Origin of the sequence: uncultured Granulicatella sp., from assembly GCF_963515095.1 — a bacterium.
Classification (GTDB): Bacteria; Bacillota; Bacilli; order Lactobacillales; family Aerococcaceae; genus Granulicatella.
This window is the reverse complement of record NZ_CAUPXD010000005.1, coordinates 57,509-77,113: the sequence shown is the minus strand read 5'-3', so window position 1 is coordinate 77,113 and position 19,605 is coordinate 57,509. Positions and strand designations below refer to the sequence as shown.

Below are 19,605 nucleotides of genomic sequence, written 5' to 3'. Positions count from 1 at the left end.
GCTGCTTAATTCCTTCACTAAAATTGTTTCATCAACCCTATTTGACAAAGAGCCAGTAAATTTATCCACTAAAAAAGACGACACGAAGTCGTCTTCTCACTGATTATTTTTGACGGATGGTAAATCCTTTGTCAGATTTCTTTTTATGATTTCTACGACGAGAATCTTTACTCTTATATCCGCGAGTATACTCTTCATCTAACCCACGACCACGGCGGTCTTCTTTACGTTTGAAGCTTCCTTTACCATTACGACCTCGGTTATCTTTACGATCGCTACGGTTGTAGTTTCCACGACTATTGCCACGTTTACGACTTGGTAATGGACGTTCTGGAGTGATTTTAACAGGAATTTCTGTTGGATCTTTAATCATTCCACTCACTAATAATGCTGCTAATTCATCTGCTTCATATTCATCTAATAAATACGAAATAGCTTCTTTGAAGCGACGAGTATCTACTGATTTCATTTTTTCATCAATTTGCTCAATGGCAGATTTCATTTGTCCTTCTAATGCTTCCATTTGAGTTGGTGGACGTAATGCAGTCATTCTCTTACGAGTTAAATCTTCAATGACGCGTAAATAATCCATTTCATTTGGTGTTACAAAAGTAACTGACATTCCTTCTTGTCCCGCACGTCCTGTACGTCCAATACGGTGAACATAACTTTCTGGATCTTGTGGAATATCGTAGTTATAAACATGCGTTACACCTGAAATATCTAATCCACGTGCAGCTACGTCTGTTGCTACTAAAATATCTAAATGATTATTTTTAAAATCACGTAAAACACTCATACGTTTTTGTTGACTTAAATCTCCATGAATTCCTTCTGCACGATAACCACGCATTTCAAGTCCACGTGCTAATTCATCCACACGACGTTTTGTACGACCGAATACAATTGTTAATTCAGGTGTTTGAACATCTAATAGACGAGTCATAATATCAAATTTTTCAAAATCTTTACATTTTACAAAATATTGATCAATTAATGTCGCTGTCATTTCACTTGATTTAATACGAACATGTTCAGGTTCTTTCATAAACTGAACTCCAATTCGTTTAATATCATCTGGCATTGTGGCAGAGAATAATAACGTTTGGCGGTTTTCTGGGACTAATTTAATAATCGATTCGATATCATCTAAAAATCCCATGTTTAACATTTCATCCGCTTCATCTAATACTAATGTTTCAATATTGTCTAAGCGAAGTGTTTTTCTAGAAATGTGGTCTAATAAACGTCCAGGTGTTCCAACTACGATGTGTGGTTGATCTTTTAATTGGCGAATTTGACGACCGATATCTGCACCACCATAAACAGCTTGTACATGAATTTTTTTATCTTTTCCTAAGCGATATAATTCTTCTTGCGTTTGAATCGCTAACTCACGTGTTGGAGCAATGACTAATCCTTGTACTTTACGATTACGAAGATTAATTTTTTGAAGCATTGGTAATCCAAAAGAAGCTGTTTTCCCTGTACCTGTTTGCGCTTGACCAATCACATCTTTACCGGCTAAAGCTAATGGAATCGTTTGTGATTGGATCGGTGTTGCTTCCTCAAACCCCATTTTTTCAATAGATTCTAATAAGGCTGAATCTAAACCTAATTCATTAAATTTCATATTTTCCTCCTTGTACTACTGAAGAGAAGCACACGAGGTATTTTACCTTCACAATAAAAGTCTGGAACATCTTGAGCTCCAGACTTCTGAACATTACGAGATTATACAATATTACTTGTTCAACCTTCATGATATATATCATTACATTTGTGTAAACTTCTCAACTCTCCAAGTACTATAGCATGTTCAAAGATAGATTGCAAAGAAAAGCCCTTCGATTCCACAAATGAAATACTGAACAAATAAAAATTATGTTTCTTTTAATGCCTCTACAACCGCTAATAATCCAGTACCATTACTAGACTTCACTAACACTTGGTCATTTTGTTGTAAATCTTCTTTTAACAATTGGATCAATGCAGCTTTATCACTTTCAACATAATGTAAGTGAGATGCTTCAAAACGAGATTTTAACGCTTCAAATAAAGCACTCATTTCTTCCCCGTATAAATACACTTCTTGAATTTTCTCTTGGAACATTACTTCAGAAATACTAGCATGTAATGCTTTTGATTGTTCTCCTAATTCACGAATGTCTCCTAATACGACAATTTTACGTCCATTAGTTGCTACGGATGTAAAGGATTGAATGACAGATTTCATCGCAATTGGACTTGCATTATAAGCATCATTTAAAATTTTTGAACCATGAATGCCTTCTACCCATTGCGTACGATTTTTTGTTAATTCAAACTGTTGAATCGCTTCAATGGCTTGTTCTAATGGCACACCACATTCTAATCCTACTTGAAGGGCAGCTAACGCATTATTGACATTGTAAGCTCCTAATACAGGAAGTTGAACAGAATGGTTGGAAGGTTTCACTAAGTCAAAAATAGTATGGTCTTCAAATAATTGAATATTTTCAGCCTGAATCACACTGCTACTACCTTCTCCGAACGGTAACACCTTAAAGTGTTCTTCTGCCTGCATTTCTTCTAGTTGTTGTTCTAATAAAGGTTCATTAGCTGGGAAAATGATACTTCCTTTTTCACGCAATCCTTTTAAGATTTCTAATTTTGCCTTTGCAATTCCTGCACGACTTCCTAAATTTTCCATATGGGATTCACCAATTAGAGTAATCGCTGCTACAGAAGGTTTTGCAAGTTTACTTAAAAATTCAATTTCACCAAAATCACTCATACCCATTTCTAACACTAATTGTTCGGTATCTTCTGGCATATCTAAAATCGTTTGAGGTAATCCAATATCATTATTAAAATTTCCTTGTGTTTTATAAACACGATAGCGACTAGCAAGTACCGCAGCTGTCATATCTTTTGTCGTTGTTTTCCCAGAACTTCCTGTAATTCCAATAACATTTGGTTGAACTTTTTCCAAATACCATTTCGCTAACTCTTGGAAAGCTTCTAGTGGATCATCTACCCAAATCGCACAAATCCCTTCTGGTGGAGTTTGTTCTTGTCTTCCCCAAAATACAGCTTTTGCGCCTTTTTCTATTGCTTGTTGAATATAATCATGTCCATCTGTTTGTCCTTTCAAAGGAATAAATAGACTATTTTGAGATAATTTTCTTGTATCAAATGAAACTGACTCAATCATATCAAAACGATAATCTGTTTGATAATCAATTGCTTTAACAGCTTTTACAATTTGTGCCACTGTTCCGATTGCCATGTTTTTACTTCCTCTCTCACAAAAAGCGCCTCGGTGAGGCGCCTTTTTTATGCATTTTGTCGATCTTTATAACGTTTTAAAGCTAATTGAATTAATTCATTCACTAAATCTTTATAAGAAATTCCTGTTTTCTCCCATAAAAGTGGATACATACTAAATTGAGTAAATCCTGGTAAAGTATTTACTTCATTAATATAAATATCATTTGTCTCCGTTAAGAAGAAATCACATCTTGTTAACCCACTACCATCAATGGCACGGAATGCTTTTGCAGAATATTCTCTTACTTTAGCAGAAACTTCATCAGAAATTTGCGCTGGAATTTCTAATGTAACGGTATTGTTAATATATTTTTCATTGTAGTCATAAAAACCACTAGTCTTAACAATTTCTCCTACAACTGAAGTGTTTGCTTCGTCATTTCCTAGAACTGCACACTCAATTTCTCTTGCTTCAATTCCTTGCTCTACGACAATTCTACGATCATATTTCAATGCTTCCATAATTGCGGTCGTTAGTTCTTCACGATTTTCCGCTTTTGAAATTCCTACACTTGATCCCATATTAGCTGGTTTAACAAATACTGGGTAAATTAATGTTCCTTCAATTTTATTATAAATACTTTCAGGATTTTGTTTCCATTGAGTTTTATTAAATGGTACATATGGTAATTGTGGTAATCCTGCTTGTTGGAATAATTGTTTACTTGTAATTTTATCCATTCCACAAGCGCTTGCCAATACGCCACATCCAACGTAAGGAACATCCATCATTTCAAACAATCCTTGAATGGTTCCATCTTCCCCATTAGGTCCATGTAATACTGGGAAAACAACACATTCCTCTTCTTTTAAATCATAAGGAGTTACAAGTACACCTGTCGAAACTTCTCCTTCACTTGTTGCAAAGTGAGCTTCTTGACTTGCTTCTAATCTTAATGCTTCAGAAAAAGCTACAGGGCCTGTTAACGGTTCACCTTTCAGCCATTCTCCTTTTCGATTAATATAGACTGGTTGAACTTCATAATAATCAAAATAGATTTCTTTAATAATTGAAAAAGCCGTTAAAATTGAAATATCATGTTCAGCACTTTTGCCTCCATAAACGACTATAATTTTCATAAACAATCCTCCAACTAGAACTATCTTATCTAGATACTTCTTTCATAGTTCATACACTAGTATATCAAATGCACTATAAACTGACAAGGTACTCACATTTTGCCAAAGCAACTTCAAAAAATATAAAAAGAGCCAAGCAAACTTGACTCTTCAACAGATTTACGATTATTCCTTGGCTGGTCGGTGTATCCAGCATCTCAGGTACCTCAATAAGGTGCGGCAGGAACCCTTTCTGCCCTCAAAGAATAATACTTGTTATCTATATTTTACGGCTTATTATTTTTATTGTCAACTTTTTTCAGTCTCCCACTAAATAATCGAGATTGCAATTTATAATCCGTTATTGTATACATACTAGGTATATAATAAAAATCCTTAGAACCATGAATTTTTAATGCTACTAAAACATTATCTTCAAAAATCTTTACATACTCTATACTCTCAGATTTTTCATTTGGATTCATTCCTACATAATCTGGATTATTTATAATTTCTTCTATCTTATCAAAATATTTTAAAACATCTATATGGTTTCTTTTAATTAAATGTTTTTCAAGATTAGTTTTTGAAAATTTAATATTCTGGACTTCACTAACTATACCTAATAATTCTTTAATATACCTCTCAACTTTCATTGTCCAATCCTCCCACATAAAGTGTAGCAAAACTTGTTAACTATTGTGGGAAGTATTATAGAAATTATCACAATAGTAAAAATAAATGAAATCTATCTTATGTAAGTAGTAAATTTTAAGTATTTTACTTTGACTTTTAATGATACAACTTTAACCTTTTAAATCTAAAAGATGAAAAAATCGAGTTAAATATTCTCCTTTAGAAATATCCCTCTTCTTTTAAGGAACAATATGAATGATCCCCCACAATAAAATGATCTAACAATTCAATTCCCATCATTTCTCCACATTCCGATAATCGTCTTGTAAAATCAATATCCGCTTGAGACGGGGTAACATTACCACTTGGATGATTATGTCCGATAATGATTCTTGCTGCAGAAAAACGAACCGCTTCTCTAAAAATTTCTCTTGGATGAACGACTGCTTGATTCAGTCCTCCTCGAAAAATAATTTTTTTCTTAATCACTTCATTTTTTGAATTTAAAAATAAAGCAATTAAATGTTCTTGATATAAATCTTTTAATTCTTCCATAATACATTCTCCCGCTTTTTGCGAGCTTGTAATATGACCTAATTTTGTTTGTTTCGCTGTTCCTAACCGAATGCCCAATTCCATTGCAGCTTTTAATTCAATGGCTTTTGTTCGTCCAATTCCATGAATCGCCATTAATTCTTCCACTGTTGCCATTTTCAATGTAAATAAATCTTCAAACGTATTTAATACGACTTTCGCTAATTGTAGTACATTTAACTCTCTGGAGCCTGTTCGAAGTAAAATCGCTAATAATTCATAAGTTTCTAGACTTTTAGCTCCTAATTTTTCTAATCGTTCTCTTGGCATTGACTCCAAAGGTAATTCTAATAATTGTTGATCTAGTTCCATTTTATTGCCTCCTCTTACAAATGATACTTTCACTTATATATACGCAAAAAAAAACAAAAAAAATTTTATTTTACGAAAAATTTTCTTATAAAAGAAATAAAATAGAGAGAGCCTGTGATCCAAAGTATTTCCTTACTAGATGTTTGTGTGACATATTTCTCGATAAATGGATACGCCTCCTCCACAAATTCAACTTCACTCGAAGGATAGTCCGTTTTTTCAATGGCTCCTACATAATCAAATGTTGTTATTACTAAACGAGCCTTGGGTAATTCTTCTCGTAAGTAATCGACCATTTCTATATAGTGTTTTCTCTTTAGTGCAGAAAACAAAATCGTATGTTGAGCTTCCAGTTCTCCATGTTGTTTTACCGTTTCAACCAATCGTTTTAATGCATGAATATTATGAGCTCCATCTAATATTACTGTAGGGCTTTGATGCACTACTTCCATTCTTCCTGGCCAAGTAACCGTTTGGAAACTTTCTTGAATGGCAGATAATTCAATTGGAAATTGTAATTTCTCCTCAAATCGTAAAAAGCATTCTAACGCTACTGCAGCATTTTCTAATTGATACTTCCCTTTTAAATTCAAATAAGAAATGTGAATTTGAGTATCTGTATTTGTAAAAACTAGTCCCTTTTCAAACGGTTCGATTCTAAACTCTCGTTCAAACTGATGGATGTCACAGTTATAAGCTTTTCCGACTACTTCAGCTACTTGTAGTGCTTCTGATGGTAAATTCCCTAATACGACTGCTTGGTTTTGTTTAAAAATCCCCGTTTTTTGAATCGCAATTTCTTCAAGCGTATTTCCTAACATTTCTTCATGATCCATCCCAATCGATGTAATCACACTCATCGTTGAATTTACAACATTAGTTGTATCTAATAATCCACCAATCCCTACTTCTAATAACGCAACTTCTACTTTTTTTCTAGAAAAATAGACTAGAGCCATAGCCGTCATGATTTCAAAGAAACTTAATGGTTCATACTCATCTATCAATGTTACTTCTGCCTGTCGAACAAGCTCTCCAACAATTTCAAAATCTTCTTCGGGCATTACGTTACCATTGATTAAAAAACGATCTGTATAATCAATCAAATGAGGGGAAACAAATGCTCCTACCTTTTGCCCTTGATGAACAAATAAGGACGATAACATCGCAATCGTCGAACCTTTCCCATTTGTTCCTGTCACATGAATAATCGGATAATCATCTTGCGGATTTTCTAGAAGAGACATTAACACCCTCATTCTTTCTAATCCATATTTTCGTTTATATTTCATTCGATCTAATATCCACTCTCTAACAGTTTGCATGAACTCCCCTTCTTTCATTTTTCATCATACAAATTCCAACTTCAACTTGCAAGAAATATTAAACTTTCTACCTCCATCTAAACAAAAAATGGTTCTATAATTTATAGGGTATATAAAAGGGCTTCATCCCTTTTATTAAAAGCGTCCAAACTATTTAAGAGGAGATGAAAACCCTAGTTGTGCTACAAATCAAAGATAAAAATATAAAATGGGAAGATAATGTGGAGGAAGTGTATTTTAAGAAGAAACAAAGCCTGTTTTTCTTCGCTACCTATACCTATTGCCCAGATGCTTGCCCTAATTATGGTTGAGTAAAGCGTGATTTTTCTATTGTTAAAAACGGTACTCGTGCTTCTAGAATTACGCTTAATCTGGTTTCTGGATTGCCTGCTTTTCTTAAATTAAGAAAACATCTTTTCTTCTGCCGTGAATACTCCCATAGTTTTACTGCTGATACAACTAGTATCGTTAAACAACTAGATTTAGCTTTCTTATTGACAAGCCAGCTAGGATTTACTAAAATATGAATGAACCAAATATAATATTCATTCACCCTGAAGGAGGAAAGGTCAAATTGGACAAAAAACAAGCTTTAAAAACAGCGGCCTACGAAGTTTTTTCGAAAAAGGGTTACAAGGCAACAGGAATTTCAGAAATTGCTAGACAAGCTGGCATGGCAGTAGGCTCTTTTTATAATTATTACGAGAGTAAAGAAGCCATTTTTCTAGACATCTACATAGGTGAAAACAACCGTGTTCGCCAAGCTATGATCGAAGAACTGGATTGGGAAATTGATATGATTGATCTTATTAGTCAACTCTTTGCTCAGTCCAGAGCACTCGTTTCTTCCAATAAAATCCTTGCAGAATGGTACAACCCTGCTATAGCAGATGAGTTGCATAGCTACTATTCCTCAGAAGAAGGCAAAGTCGCAAATCCATTTCATAAATTTCTAGTTAAAACTTTTACAAATCGTATGCAGGCTGAAGGGTATTCTCCAGAAAAGATTCAAGAGATTTTACAAGTTTACAACCTATTTTACTACATGGATATGCATATCACGGAAAAAGATTTTCCAGATATAGGCAAAACTGTCGAAATACTTGCAACCAACTTCATAAAAGGAGTTCTAAAATAAAGAAAATGGTTTTCTTTATTTTTTTGAAAATATGTGAATGAATTTTATTTCGATTCATTCAAAAAAATAAAAAACAGGAGTCATAAAAAATGAAAAGAGGTAAAAAAATGTTTATTGTCATTCTATCAATACTTGGATTACTAGCCCTTATAACTTGGGGTGCCATCGCCTATCTTGGACGAAGTCAGAAATTATCTATAAAATCCATCGAAAACCCCAGAGGAGATCTGTATTTAATTCATATCACAAAGCCGAGTCATCAAACCTGGAAAGCTGGGGCTTTTGCTAAGTTTACACTCCCTGATACGTCGTCCGCTACTAGGAAAAACGAAGCTAAGGGAGATCAGACCAGTCGATGGCTAACCATTGCCTCCACACCTGATGAAGATGAAATCCTCATTCTAACGCATAATAGTGGTAGCCACTTTAAAGAAACTTTGGCACATTTACCGGCTGGAAGTGAGATTGAGATGAGTTGGCTTGAATCCTCTTTAACCGTTAAAGATACGAACCAGCCACTAGTTTGCTTTGCATCTGATGTTGGTATGTCTGCTCTACGCCCCCTTATCAAAGAATGGGCTGGTAAAGCTCCGATTATTCTCAACCATTTTGATAAAGGAGTTACTATTTTCGATAATGAGATGAAGGAACTAGCTCAAAACACATCGAATTTTACTTATAAAACTAGCGATGAACTTTCTCAAAGTCAAGCATTTTTTAAACGTGCTATTGATGAATACGGCAATCAAGCCAGCTATCTCATCACAGGTCAGCCTGATGATGTAAATGAGATAAAGAATTTTTTAAAGGAAAATGGCATTGATAACAAAAATATCCAAGTAAGCTCGTTTACAGGTTTGAAATAAAAGCAATCTGTCTTCTGTATATCTGAATCATTCCGGTTCTATAATTTATAGGGTTGATGGAGAAAATCCACCAACCCTATTTTAGTGTATACAAAAAGGGCTTCACCCCTTATATTAAAGGCGTCCAAACTATTTACTACAACAACTAAAAAAGGAATTAAGCAACCTGACGCTGCTTAATTCCTTCACTAAAATTGTTTCATCAACCCTATTTGACAAAGAGCCTGAAAAAATCCTGCTAGTGATTTCTCACCAACAGGATTTATCGAACACCTGATTTATCTCAGAATTCTTTTATGCTAATGTTTTTAAGGTTGCAATACGTTCTAGAACTGCTTGACGTTGATCAGCGTATTCTTTTCCTTTTGCACGTTCTGCTTCTACAACAGCTTCTGGTGCTTTCGCAACGAATTTTTCATTTGATAATTTTTTCTCTACACGATTTACTTCATCTTGTAGTTTAGCCGCTTCTTTTTCTAAACGAGCGATTTCATCATCAATATTAATTAATCCTGCTAATGGTAAATAGATTTCAGCTCCACTAATGACACTTGTTACAGCATGACTTGGTGCTTCTACTTCTAAACCATATTCAAATGATTCAGGATTACAGAAACGAGCAATATAGCTTTCATTTTCTGATAAAATAGCTTGAATATCCGCGCTTGAAGTTTTGGCAACAATCGCAATTGGTTTCGATAATGGTGTATTCATTTCATTTCTGCTTGTACGAACTGAACGAATAAAGTCCATTAAGAATTCCATTTTTTCTGCTGCTGCTTCATCCATTTGACTTTCTTGTACAACTGGATATTGAGTAACTACTAATGAATCTCCAATATGAGGAACTGATTGCCAAATTTCTTCTGTTACGAATGGCATAATTGGGTGTAATAAACGTAATGTTTGATCTAATACATACACTAAAATGCTACGAGTTGTTAATTTAGCAGCTTCATCATTTCCTGCTAATGTTTCTTTAGACATTTCAATATACCAGTCACAGAAATCATCCCAAATGAAACGATATAATAGACGACCTGCTTCACCGAATTCAAATTTCTCGAATAATTCTGTTACTTTAGCAATGACTTGATTTAAGCGAGTTAAAATCCATTTGTCTGCTAATGTTTTTTCACCAGTAATATCTAATTGATCCACTGTTAAATCGCCAATATTCATTAATGCATAACGGCTAGCATTCCAAATTTTGTTAATAAAGTTCCACGCAGCATCCATTTTATCTGTTGAATAACGAACATCTTGTCCAGGCGCTGAACCATTTGCTAAGAACCAACGTAATGCATCTGCTCCGTATTGTTCGATAACTTCCATTGGATCTACACCATTACCAAGAGATTTACTCATTTTACGTCCTTGGCTATCACGAATTAATCCGTGAATTAATACATTTTTAAATGGACGTTTACCAGTAAATTCTAATCCTTGGAACATCATACGGCTTACCCAGAATGTTAAAATATCATAACCTGTTACAAGTGTACTTGTTGGATAGTAACGTTTATAGTCACTAGCTTCAACATCAGGCCAACCCATTGTTGAAAATGGCCATAATGCAGATGAGAACCATGTATCTAATACATCTACATCTTGTGTCCAGTTTTCTGCATCTGCTGGAGCTTCCATTCCAACATATACTTCACCAGTTTCATTATGATACCATGCTGGAATTTGATGTCCCCACCATAATTGACGAGAAATTACCCAATCGTGAATATTTTCCATCCAACGTAAGTAAGCATCATTAAAACGTGGTGGGTAGAAATTAACCGTATTGTCTTCTTCTGCACGTTGTGCTTGAATCGCTTGTTCTGCTAAAGGTCCCATTTTAACAAACCATTGTTTTGATAAACGAGGTTCTACAACAACGTCTGTACGTTCAGAATGTCCCACACTGTGAACATGTTTTTCGATTTTCACAAGAAGACCTGCTTCTTCTAAATCTTTAACAATAGCTTTACGAGCTGCAAAACGATCCATACCTTCGTATTTTCCAGCTAATTCATTCATTGTTGCATCATCATTCATGACATTTACACGCGGTAAATTATGACGATTACCAACTTCAAAATCATTTGGGTCATGTGCAGGCGTAATTTTTACAACCCCTGTTCCAAAATCTTGTTCAACATACTCATCTGCAATAATTGGAATTTCTTTTCCAACTAATGGCAAGATAACTGTTTTTCCAATCAATGCTTGATAACGTTCATCTTCAGGGTGAACTGCAACAGCAGTATCTCCAAGTAGCGTTTCAGGACGAGTCGTTGCAACTTCTAATACTCCACTTCCGTCTGCTAATGGATAATTCATATGGTAGAAAGCACCTTCTACATCTTTATGAATAACTTCGATATCTGATAATGAAGTTTTTGCTTTTGGATCCCAGTTAATAATGTATTCTCCACGGTAAATTAAGCCTTTTTCATATAAAGTTACGAATACTTTTTTAACAGCATCTGATAGCCCTTGGTCTAATGTAAAGCGTTCACGGCGATAGTCCACAGAAATTCCCATTTTTGTCCATTGTTCACGGATATGGCTAGCATATTCTTCTTTCCATTCCCATGTTTGTTCTAAGAATTTTTCACGTCCAAGGTCATAACGAGATAAGCCTTCTCCACGTAATTTTTCTTCTACTTTTGCTTGAGTTGCAATTCCTGCATGGTCCATACCTGGTAACCATAATGTATCGTACCCTTGCATACGTTTTTGACGAATAATCATATCTTGTAATGTAACGTCCCATGCATGTCCTAAGTGTAATTTCCCTGTTACATTTGGTGGTGGAATAACGATTGAATAAGGTTCTGCATTTGGATCTTCATTTGGATGGAAGACTCCTGATTCAACCCACCATTGATATTTTCCTGCTTCAACTTCTTGTGGTTGAAACTTTGGTGACATTTCTTTTGCCATTCTTTTTCCTCCTTGATGAAATAATTTTGATACAATAAAAAAATCCTATGAAGATTCACTTCATAGGACGATTATTTTCGTGGTACCACCTAATATTCGCATCATAACTGATGCCTTTGACGTTGTTAACGAAGTCTACTCCGAGCTAAGTTACTATCATTCCCCTAGCCAACTTACAAGCTACCTTCATACAAATTCGTTAAGAAGTTTCACCAGCCCTTCTCTCTCTATCAACTTAAATTCGTATTACTCCTCTTGTGCAATGCTTTTATTCTATGGAATATAGTCTACCATTGTTTAACAATACTTGCAAATGATTTTCCTTGCATTTATTCTACTTATTTTTTCAAGAAACGACGCATTGAGAAAATCGAGCCAAATGATCCAATTAAAATCCCAACTCCAGCCATCGTCCAAGATAGACGGTATAAGAAAGGATTTGGTGCTAATAAGCTAAAGTTTGACCCCGCAAAGAAATCACTTCCACCTTTATACACCCATAAATATAAAATCCACAACAATGTAATAGGTAGAATGGAACCAATCAATCCAATTAACCCACCTTCTAAGAAGAACGGCCAACGAATATAAGCTTTTGTTGCTCCTACTAATTGCATAATTTCAATTTCTGTTTTTCGTGCATAAATCGTAGATCGAATTGTATTAGAAATTAAAAACAGCGCAATAATTAATAATACAGAAATGACTCCAATCCCAACATTTCGTGCAGTTGCAATGACTTTAAATAATGTATCTGCACGTGCTCCACCATAGTTAACACGAGCTACATAATCCATTTTTTCAATCACATTGGCAACTTCTTTTGTTTGTTTTGGATTTTTAGTACTGACATCAAATGCATCTCTCAATGGATTACTATCATTTTTAAATAATTCAAATTCTTGTGCAACACTCTTAGTGATGTCTTCTAATTCTTCATCTTTTGAACGGAATTTCACCGTATCGACCGTATCCAGTGCTTCAATCGCAGCCTTCAATTCCGCTGTTTTTGTTTCATCAGCTGCTAAATCAATATACACACGAACGTTTACATCTTGTTCTACATCTGTGGCAATTTTATTCATATTAAATAATAACGAAACAAAAATCCCTACTAGTAACAATACCATTGACACCGCAGAAATCGCACCAAATGTAGACCAACCATTTCTAAATAAACTTTTTACTGCATCACGAATATGACGCCACATTGTTCTAATCTTCATATCCGTACTCTCCATCCTCTTGGTCACGTACAATACGACCCATTTCAATTGCCAATACTCGATGTTTCTTTTCATTTACAATTTGGCTATTATGAGTTGCCATTACAATCGTTGTCCCTTGTTGATTAATTCTTTCTAAAATATCCATAATTTCCATAGAAGTTTCTGGATCTAAGTTTCCTGTTGGTTCATCTGCAATTAACACAGCAGGATTATTTACAATTGCTCTGGCAATTGCTACACGTTGTTGTTCGCCCCCTGATAATTGGTCCGGAAACATCATCATACGATGTTTTAAGTTTACTAAAGCTAATACTTCTTCAACTTTTCGTTGAATTTCTTTTGGTGCTTTTTCAATTACTTCCATCGCATACGCAACATTTTCAAATACTGTTAAACGTGGTAATAATTTAAAATCTTGGAACACAACTCCTACATAACGTCTTAAATAAGGAATTTCACGTTCTCTCATTTTTGTTAAATCATATTTTCCTACAGTAATTCGTCCTTTAGTAGCTTTTTCTTGACGATACATCATTTTTATAAATGTTGATTTCCCTGCACCTGATGGGCCAACAACATATACAAATTCTCCATCTTGAATTCTGACAGATAAATTATTTACGGCTAAAATACCTTTTCCATATTTTTTTGAAACATTCATCATTTCAATCATGCGCTCACCAGCTTTCTCTAATCATAGTCTATGTCTTATCTATTATACCATTTTTCTGATGACATTCTATTGATGAAATATTACAAACAGATTTCAATTTTGAAATTCTAAGAATAAACATTATGATATAACTGAGAAAGATGGAAAAGTAAATATTGTACCGTTTCTTCTTTAACCGTGTGTGGCGTTAAAAATAGTTCATCAGGAATCCACTGTCCTAACGAATGATTTCTAAAATGATTCAACAAGGATTGAAGGGGATGATTATAATGTTCATTTAACATACCATGTTCAAACAAGCTTAATAGAATTCCTATTCTTAATAGTGGAAATCCCAAACCTTCTAACAATGAATGAAAAATTCTTATTGAAATTTCAAACTTATTAAAAGATACTTTGACGAAATACTCATCCATTAATTCTTCCCATTGAATCAATAGTTCTCTCGAAGTAATTTCTCCATCAAACCATTTTTCTTCTAATTCAGCAGCAATCAAATCAATCAAAAAGATTTGAATCATATTAATATTATATAATGAAACAGGATTTCGTCTAATGGCTAAAAAATTTTTGAATATCACATTTGAAACCTCTCTCGGTGTCCCAATATTTACAAAAAAATCAGAAATTATTTTAGCTATATCTAAAGATACTATTGGCAATAATGCTGCATAATAGCTAAAAGCTTGTTTTTTATAATTCAAATTTTCTTCAGACGTACTGCTATCTGTTTTATTAAATATCTTTGAATAAGCTTCTCCAAATAATTCTAAAAATTCAAATAGAGAAATCGAAAAGGAATGGTATGAAGATAAGTATATATAAATTTTATGATTATTTTTTATCACTTTTGCTTTTTGATGAAATTCTGCTGTAATCGTATAAGTTTTAGCCAAATCACTAACTTGATTAAGAAAGAAATTAAAGAAATCGGAAGCTTGTTGTTGTGTAAGCATTAAATCACAGACTTCTGCACTTGTTGGAATGTTTTTAGAAAGAATAGTATTTTTATAGAATTGAATAATTTTTTTCTGATAATTGTTCAATTGTCCACAACAAGAGCAGACAAAGTCCTTACCATATAGATACGTTAAAATTTCTTTATAATTAGGAGAATGAAGATGAAATTTTTCAGAATAATAGTCAGAATAAAATAATCGAATATTATCTAAATCTTTTTCAAAAGAGAATTCAAACAATTTAGGTGTTAAATACTCAGACCATTTTTCTTTTAATTCATTCTGTAAATTGTTAAAAGTTTCTCCAAAATATTTTTGTGCATACTTATTTTTCAAAAAATAATCAGAAACCTGCTGTAATTTCTTTTTTTCATAAGGTTTTAATTCATCTAAATGCTCGATAAAATATTGGTAAATCATCTTTGAGTTTTGAGATTTCATATTTTTATCCATAAACTCAAAGCGAAGTACATCTGCACGATGATTCAACTGATTGTTATCAAAATATTCGTATTCTTGACTTAATTCTTCAATTAAATCTAGTGTATCAAATAACTCATGAAGTTCATTAACCGTATATTCCATTCCCAAAACCCCCTTATATTTTCTAATTCTATTTTACCGCTTTCATCATTATAAAACAAATGTTTTTTGACTTTTTTCCGAAAAATAAAGTTGTTTGAATATAAAATCCAAACAACTTTTAATGATTTAATGAATTAGTAGCATGAACCATGAGATTCGCAAAGCGAAGCTGCTGGCGTCCTTTTTACTACTATTTCAAAAAGTCAATTTTTATTCCGTTTCGCCGGATAGTGTCCATTTTAAATACGCATCCATAAATGGATCTAGATCTCCATCCATAACAGCACCAATATTCCCCGTTTCATGACCCGAACGCAAATCCTTTACTAAAGAATACGGATGGAAGACATAATTTCGAATTTGAGAACCCCAAGCAATATCTTTTTGTTCGCCACGAATTTCAGCTAACTCAGCTGCTTTCTTCTCTTCTTCTAATTGATATAACTTCGTTTTTAACATTGCCATCGCTTGATCTTTATTTTTAAATTGCGAACGCTGCGCCTGACTTTGCGTTACAATTCCAGTTGGAATATGCGTAATACGAACAGCTGATGAAGTTTTATTAATATGTTGCCCACCAGCACCGCTCGCACGATAGACATCAATTTTCAAATCATCCGGATTAATTTCAATATCAATATCCCCTTCTAATTGAGGCATAATATCAATGGAACAAAATGAAGTATGACGTTTTCCAGCAGCATCAAATGGAGAAATTCTCACTAAACGATGCACCCCTTTTTCACTCTTCAAATAACCATAGGCATTTAATCCTTCAATAGATAAGGTCACAGACTTAATACCAGCTTCTTCTCCATCTTGATAGTCGACTGTTTCAATACGATATCCATGTTGTTCAGCCCATCTTGTATACATTCTTAACAGCATACTTCCCCAGTCTTGTGATTCTGTACCACCAGCTCCTGGATGAATTTCTAAAATCGCACTACATTTATCATGAGGCCCACTTAGTAACATACTTAATTCATATTTTTCTAGTTCTTTTTCAACACTATGAACACGTTCCACTAATTCATCATGAATTTCTTCTTCGGGATCTTCCTTATACATTTCAAATAGCAGTTCCACTTCTTCTACTTGTAGTTCTAATTGATGGAAAGTATCATAGACTGCTTTTAATTCATTACTCTTTTGAATAACAATTTGTGCTTTTTCATTATCATCCCAAAATCCAGGTTCTGACATTTGTTGCTCATAAGAAGCAATATCTTCTTCTAAATGTTCTAAGTCAAAGAGACCCCCTATAACTTGTCATTTGCGTACTCATTTTTTCTAATGTATTTCTGATTTCACTAATTTCCATACCATTCTCCTATTCTCATTGTAAAAAGGTAGGCTGGACTTTTGCCCAGCCTACTTCTTATTATGCTTGTTCTGGTTCTTCAGTTGGACGATCATGCCCTTGAGCAATCACACTTCTAGCACCTTGCACTTGTTCGCGTTGTAAGTTTTGACGAATTTGAGATTTCATCAAGATACGAGTCACATCATAATCAATGGCAGCAATCATTTGTTGGAAACGATTGAATCCTTCTGTTTGATATTCTGTTAATGGGTCGATTTGTGCATATCCACGTAAACCTACACCCTCACGCAATTGATCCATATCATCGATATGATCCGTCCATTTACGGTCAACTACACGTAAAATCACAACTTTTTCAAACTCAAGCATTTGAGAATCCCCATTTAATTGCTCTTGTTTTTCTTTGTAAATTTCCATTGCTTTTTCATTTAATAGACCTTCAATTTCTGATGGAGTTTTTCCTTTTAAGTCTGATAATGAAATTTCCTCTGGATGACAAATTGCATTTGCTGCGAAATCTACTAAGCTTTCTAAATCCCAAGTTTTCTTTTCACCTAAAGTATGATTTTCAACCATACGGTGAATTGTTCTACGAATCATTGATTTTGTTATTTTTTCTAATGAATTTTCTTCATTAATAATTTGTAGTCTTTGTGAATAAATGATTTCACGTTGTTCACGCATCACTTCGTCATATTGTAATACGTTTTTACGTGTATCATAGTTATTTCCTTCTACACGTTTTTGAGAAGATTCTACTTGACGAGATAACATTTTACTTTGAATGAAGTTGTCGTCTCCATTTTCGTCAATATTTAATCTTTCCCAAATGGCTTGCATTCTTTCTCCACCGAAACGTTTCATTAAGTCATCTTCCAATGATAGATAGAATTGAGTCGCACCTGGATCTCCTTGACGTCCAGAACGTCCACGTAACTGATTATCAATACGACGGCTTTCATGACGCTCTGTTCCGATAACACATAAACCACCTAATTCTTTAACGCCTTTACCTAACTTAATGTCTGTTCCACGACCTGCCATGTTTGTGGCAATTGTAACAGCACCACGTTGTCCAGCCATCATAACGATTTCTGCTTCTTTGAAGTGGTTTTTAGCATTTAATACTTCATGAGGAATTCCTTCTTGATGTAGCATTTGTGAAATTAACTCACTTGTTTCTACAGCTACTGTACCAACAAGAATTGGTTGTCCTTTTTCATGACGTTCTTTAATATCACGTACTACCGCTTTAAATTTACTCTTCAATGATGGATAAATCACATCATGAGCATCAATACGTTGAACAGGACGGTTTGTTGGAATCGTAATAACATTCATATTATAAATTTCACGGAATTCTTCTTCTTCCGTTTTAGCAGTCCCTGTCATACCTGATAATTTACGATACATACGGAAGAAGTTTTGGTAAGTAATTGTCGCCATTGTTTTAGATTCATTTTCAACTTCTACACCTTCTTTTGCTTCAATCGCTTGGTGTAATCCATCTGAATAACGACGACCTTCCATAATACGACCTGTAAATCCATCTACAATTTTTACTTGCCCTTCATCTACTACATAATCGATATCTCGGATCATAATGTAATTCGCACGTAAAGCTTGGTCAATGTGGTGAACTAATGCTGAATTGTCCACATCATATAAGTTTGGTAGACGGAAAGTTTGTTCCGCTTTATTAATCCCTTCATCTGTTAATGAAATAGATTTAGAAGTTAAATCAATCGTATAGTCTTCATCTTCTTTTAATGCTTTAACGAAGAAATCTGCACGTTGGTATAATACGGTAGATTTTTCAGCTTGTCCTGAAATAATTAATGGTGTACGAGCTTCGTCAATTAAAATTGAGTCTGTTTCGTCAACTACTGCATAATTTAATGGACGTTGTACCATTTGTGATTTATAAACCACCATGTTATCACGTAAGTAGTCAAATCCTAACTCACTATTTGTACTATAAGTAATATCTGCATAATAAGCAGCACGTTTTTCTTCTGGAGTTTGACCTGTTAAGTTTACCCCTACACTTAATCCTAGGAAATTATATAATTCACCCATTTCTTTTGCGTCACGTGTAGATAAATATTCATTAACTGTTACTACGTGTACACCATCACCTGAAAGTGCATTTAAATATACAGGCATTGTTGCTGTTAAAGTTTTACCTTCCCCTGTACGCATCTCTGCAATATTTCCGTTATGTAGAGTGATACCTCCCATAATTTGAACTTTATACGGGAATAAACCTAACACACGTTTAGCACCTTCACGTACTAAAGCGAATGCTTCTGGTAGTAATTTGTCTAATGATTCTCCTGAAGCATATCTTGCTTTAAATTCCTCTGTTTTTACTGGAAAGTCTGCATCACTTAATGCTTCCATTTTACTTTCCAAACTAATTACTTTATCCGCTAATTTTTCAAGTTTACGAACTTCGCGTTTGTTATTTTCAACTAATTGCTTTAAAAAATTTGCCATTCTCTGACTCCTTTATATTTTTCTTTCTAAATCATCTATCTTGCAAATGAGTATACCAATTGCATCTTATTCATTTTACCATCATTATTCAAAATAGAAAAGAAAAAAAGGCATAGTTGGAAAAATTTTTCCAACTATGCCTAAAAAGAAG

At 34.0% G+C, this 19,605-nt stretch carries 14 protein-coding genes and 1 other annotated feature; of the genes, 2 read left to right on the top strand and 12 right to left on the bottom strand.

Annotated elements, in window-relative coordinates; all coding sequences use genetic code 11:
- Positions 1–103: 103 nt before the first annotated feature.
- The 6 genes from RWL86_RS02510 to RWL86_RS02485 form a co-directional block, all read right to left on the bottom strand.
- Entirely contained in the window at positions 104–1,633 is a 1,530-nt protein-coding gene (locus RWL86_RS02510; protein WP_314077019.1) for a DEAD/DEAH box helicase, read from the bottom strand.
- Between the two features lie 249 nt (positions 1,634–1,882).
- Positions 1,883–3,271 carry a UDP-N-acetylmuramoyl-tripeptide--D-alanyl-D-alanine ligase gene (gene murF / locus RWL86_RS02505; RefSeq protein WP_314077018.1) on the bottom strand — a complete coding sequence of 463 codons (1,389 nt, stop codon included), beginning with the start codon at positions 3,269–3,271 and terminating at the stop codon, positions 1,883–1,885.
- Positions 3,272–3,318: 47 nt separating this feature from the next.
- A complete protein-coding gene (locus tag RWL86_RS02500; protein WP_314077017.1) occupies positions 3,319–4,392 on the bottom strand; it encodes a D-alanine--D-alanine ligase in 1,074 nt (357 codons plus the stop codon).
- Positions 4,393–4,658: 266 nt separating this feature from the next.
- Complete coding sequence (locus tag RWL86_RS02495; protein ID WP_314077016.1) at positions 4,659–5,027, bottom strand: PBECR2 nuclease fold domain-containing protein; 369 nt, start codon at positions 5,025–5,027, stop codon at positions 4,659–4,661.
- A 199-nt stretch (positions 5,028–5,226) separates the two neighbouring features.
- The gene (radC, locus tag RWL86_RS02490) at positions 5,227–5,913 is read right to left on the bottom strand and encodes a DNA repair protein RadC (protein WP_227930990.1); all 687 of its coding nucleotides are present in this window, start codon (positions 5,911–5,913) and stop codon (positions 5,227–5,229) included.
- A gap of 65 nt (positions 5,914–5,978) precedes the next feature.
- Positions 5,979–7,238, bottom strand: coding sequence for a folylpolyglutamate synthase/dihydrofolate synthase family protein (locus tag RWL86_RS02485; protein ID WP_314077015.1), 1,260 nt, complete (start codon positions 7,236–7,238; stop codon positions 5,979–5,981).
- Positions 7,239–7,812: 574 nt separating this feature from the next.
- On the opposite strand from RWL86_RS02485, the gene RWL86_RS02480 reads away from it, so the two are divergent.
- Positions 7,813–8,376, top strand: coding sequence for a TetR/AcrR family transcriptional regulator (locus RWL86_RS02480; RefSeq protein ID WP_314077021.1), 564 nt, complete (start codon positions 7,813–7,815; stop codon positions 8,374–8,376).
- Positions 8,377–8,465: 89 nt separating this feature from the next.
- On the top strand, positions 8,466–9,242 hold the full coding sequence (locus tag RWL86_RS02475) for a ferredoxin reductase (RefSeq protein ID WP_314077014.1): 777 nt from the start codon (positions 8,466–8,468) through the stop codon (positions 9,240–9,242).
- A gap of 294 nt (positions 9,243–9,536) precedes the next feature.
- Here the strand turns inward: RWL86_RS02475 and RWL86_RS02470 are convergent, their stop codons facing one another.
- From RWL86_RS02470 to secA, 6 genes are all read right to left on the bottom strand, one after another.
- Entirely contained in the window at positions 9,537–12,182 is a 2,646-nt protein-coding gene (locus RWL86_RS02470) for a valine--tRNA ligase (RefSeq protein ID WP_314077013.1), read from the bottom strand.
- A 60-nt stretch (positions 12,183–12,242) separates the two neighbouring features.
- Positions 12,243–12,454, bottom strand: a binding site (T-box leader).
- A gap of 66 nt (positions 12,455–12,520) precedes the next feature.
- Positions 12,521–13,408 carry a permease-like cell division protein FtsX gene (ftsX, locus tag RWL86_RS02465; protein ID WP_314077012.1) on the bottom strand — a complete coding sequence of 296 codons (888 nt, stop codon included), beginning with the start codon at positions 13,406–13,408 and terminating at the stop codon, positions 12,521–12,523.
- Positions 13,398–14,084: a cell division ATP-binding protein FtsE gene (ftsE, locus tag RWL86_RS02460; RefSeq protein WP_314077011.1), complete on the bottom strand. Its 687-nt coding sequence runs from the start codon at positions 14,082–14,084 to the stop codon at positions 13,398–13,400. The genes ftsX and ftsE overlap by 11 nt, the downstream gene beginning before the upstream one ends.
- Before the next feature lie 107 nt (positions 14,085–14,191).
- Positions 14,192–15,628, bottom strand: coding sequence for a hypothetical protein (locus RWL86_RS02455; RefSeq protein ID WP_314077010.1), 1,437 nt, complete (start codon positions 15,626–15,628; stop codon positions 14,192–14,194).
- 210 nt (positions 15,629–15,838) lie between these two features.
- Positions 15,839–16,952 (bottom strand): peptide chain release factor 2 gene (gene prfB, locus RWL86_RS02450; RefSeq protein WP_314077009.1). Its coding sequence is split into 2 segments (ribosomal slippage): positions 15,839–16,894 and positions 16,896–16,952, totalling 1,113 coding nucleotides; the frame shifts between segments, so codons are not numbered across the junction.
- 60 nt (positions 16,953–17,012) lie between these two features.
- Positions 17,013–19,454 (bottom strand): preprotein translocase subunit SecA, encoded by a 2,442-nt coding sequence (gene secA, locus RWL86_RS02445; RefSeq protein ID WP_314077008.1) that lies wholly within the window; start codon positions 19,452–19,454, stop codon positions 17,013–17,015.
- Positions 19,455–19,605: the final 151 nt, after the last annotated feature.

Coding starts and splice junctions, on each gene's coding strand:
- RWL86_RS02510 (WP_314077019.1), bottom strand. CDS start 1,633: ATGAAATTTAATGAATTAGGTTTAGATTCAGCCTTATTAGAATCTATT.
- murF (WP_314077018.1), bottom strand. CDS start 3,271: ATGGCAATCGGAACAGTGGCACAAATTGTAAAAGCTGTTAAAGCAATT.
- RWL86_RS02500 (WP_314077017.1), bottom strand. CDS start 4,392: ATGAAAATTATAGTCGTTTATGGAGGCAAAAGTGCTGAACATGATATT.
- RWL86_RS02495 (WP_314077016.1), bottom strand. CDS start 5,027: ATGAAAGTTGAGAGGTATATTAAAGAATTATTAGGTATAGTTAGTGAA.
- radC (WP_227930990.1), bottom strand. CDS start 5,913: ATGGAACTAGATCAACAATTATTAGAATTACCTTTGGAGTCAATGCCA.
- RWL86_RS02485 (WP_314077015.1), bottom strand. CDS start 7,238: ATGCAAACTGTTAGAGAGTGGATATTAGATCGAATGAAATATAAACGA.
- RWL86_RS02475 (WP_314077014.1), top strand. CDS start 8,466: ATGAAAAGAGGTAAAAAAATGTTTATTGTCATTCTATCAATACTTGGA.
- RWL86_RS02470 (WP_314077013.1), bottom strand. CDS start 12,182: ATGGCAAAAGAAATGTCACCAAAGTTTCAACCACAAGAAGTTGAAGCA.
- ftsX (WP_314077012.1), bottom strand. CDS start 13,408: ATGAAGATTAGAACAATGTGGCGTCATATTCGTGATGCAGTAAAAAGT.
- ftsE (WP_314077011.1), bottom strand. CDS start 14,084: ATGATTGAAATGATGAATGTTTCAAAAAAATATGGAAAAGGTATTTTA.
- RWL86_RS02455 (WP_314077010.1), bottom strand. CDS start 15,628: ATGGAATATACGGTTAATGAACTTCATGAGTTATTTGATACACTAGAT.
- secA (WP_314077008.1), bottom strand. CDS start 19,454: ATGGCAAATTTTTTAAAGCAATTAGTTGAAAATAACAAACGCGAAGTT.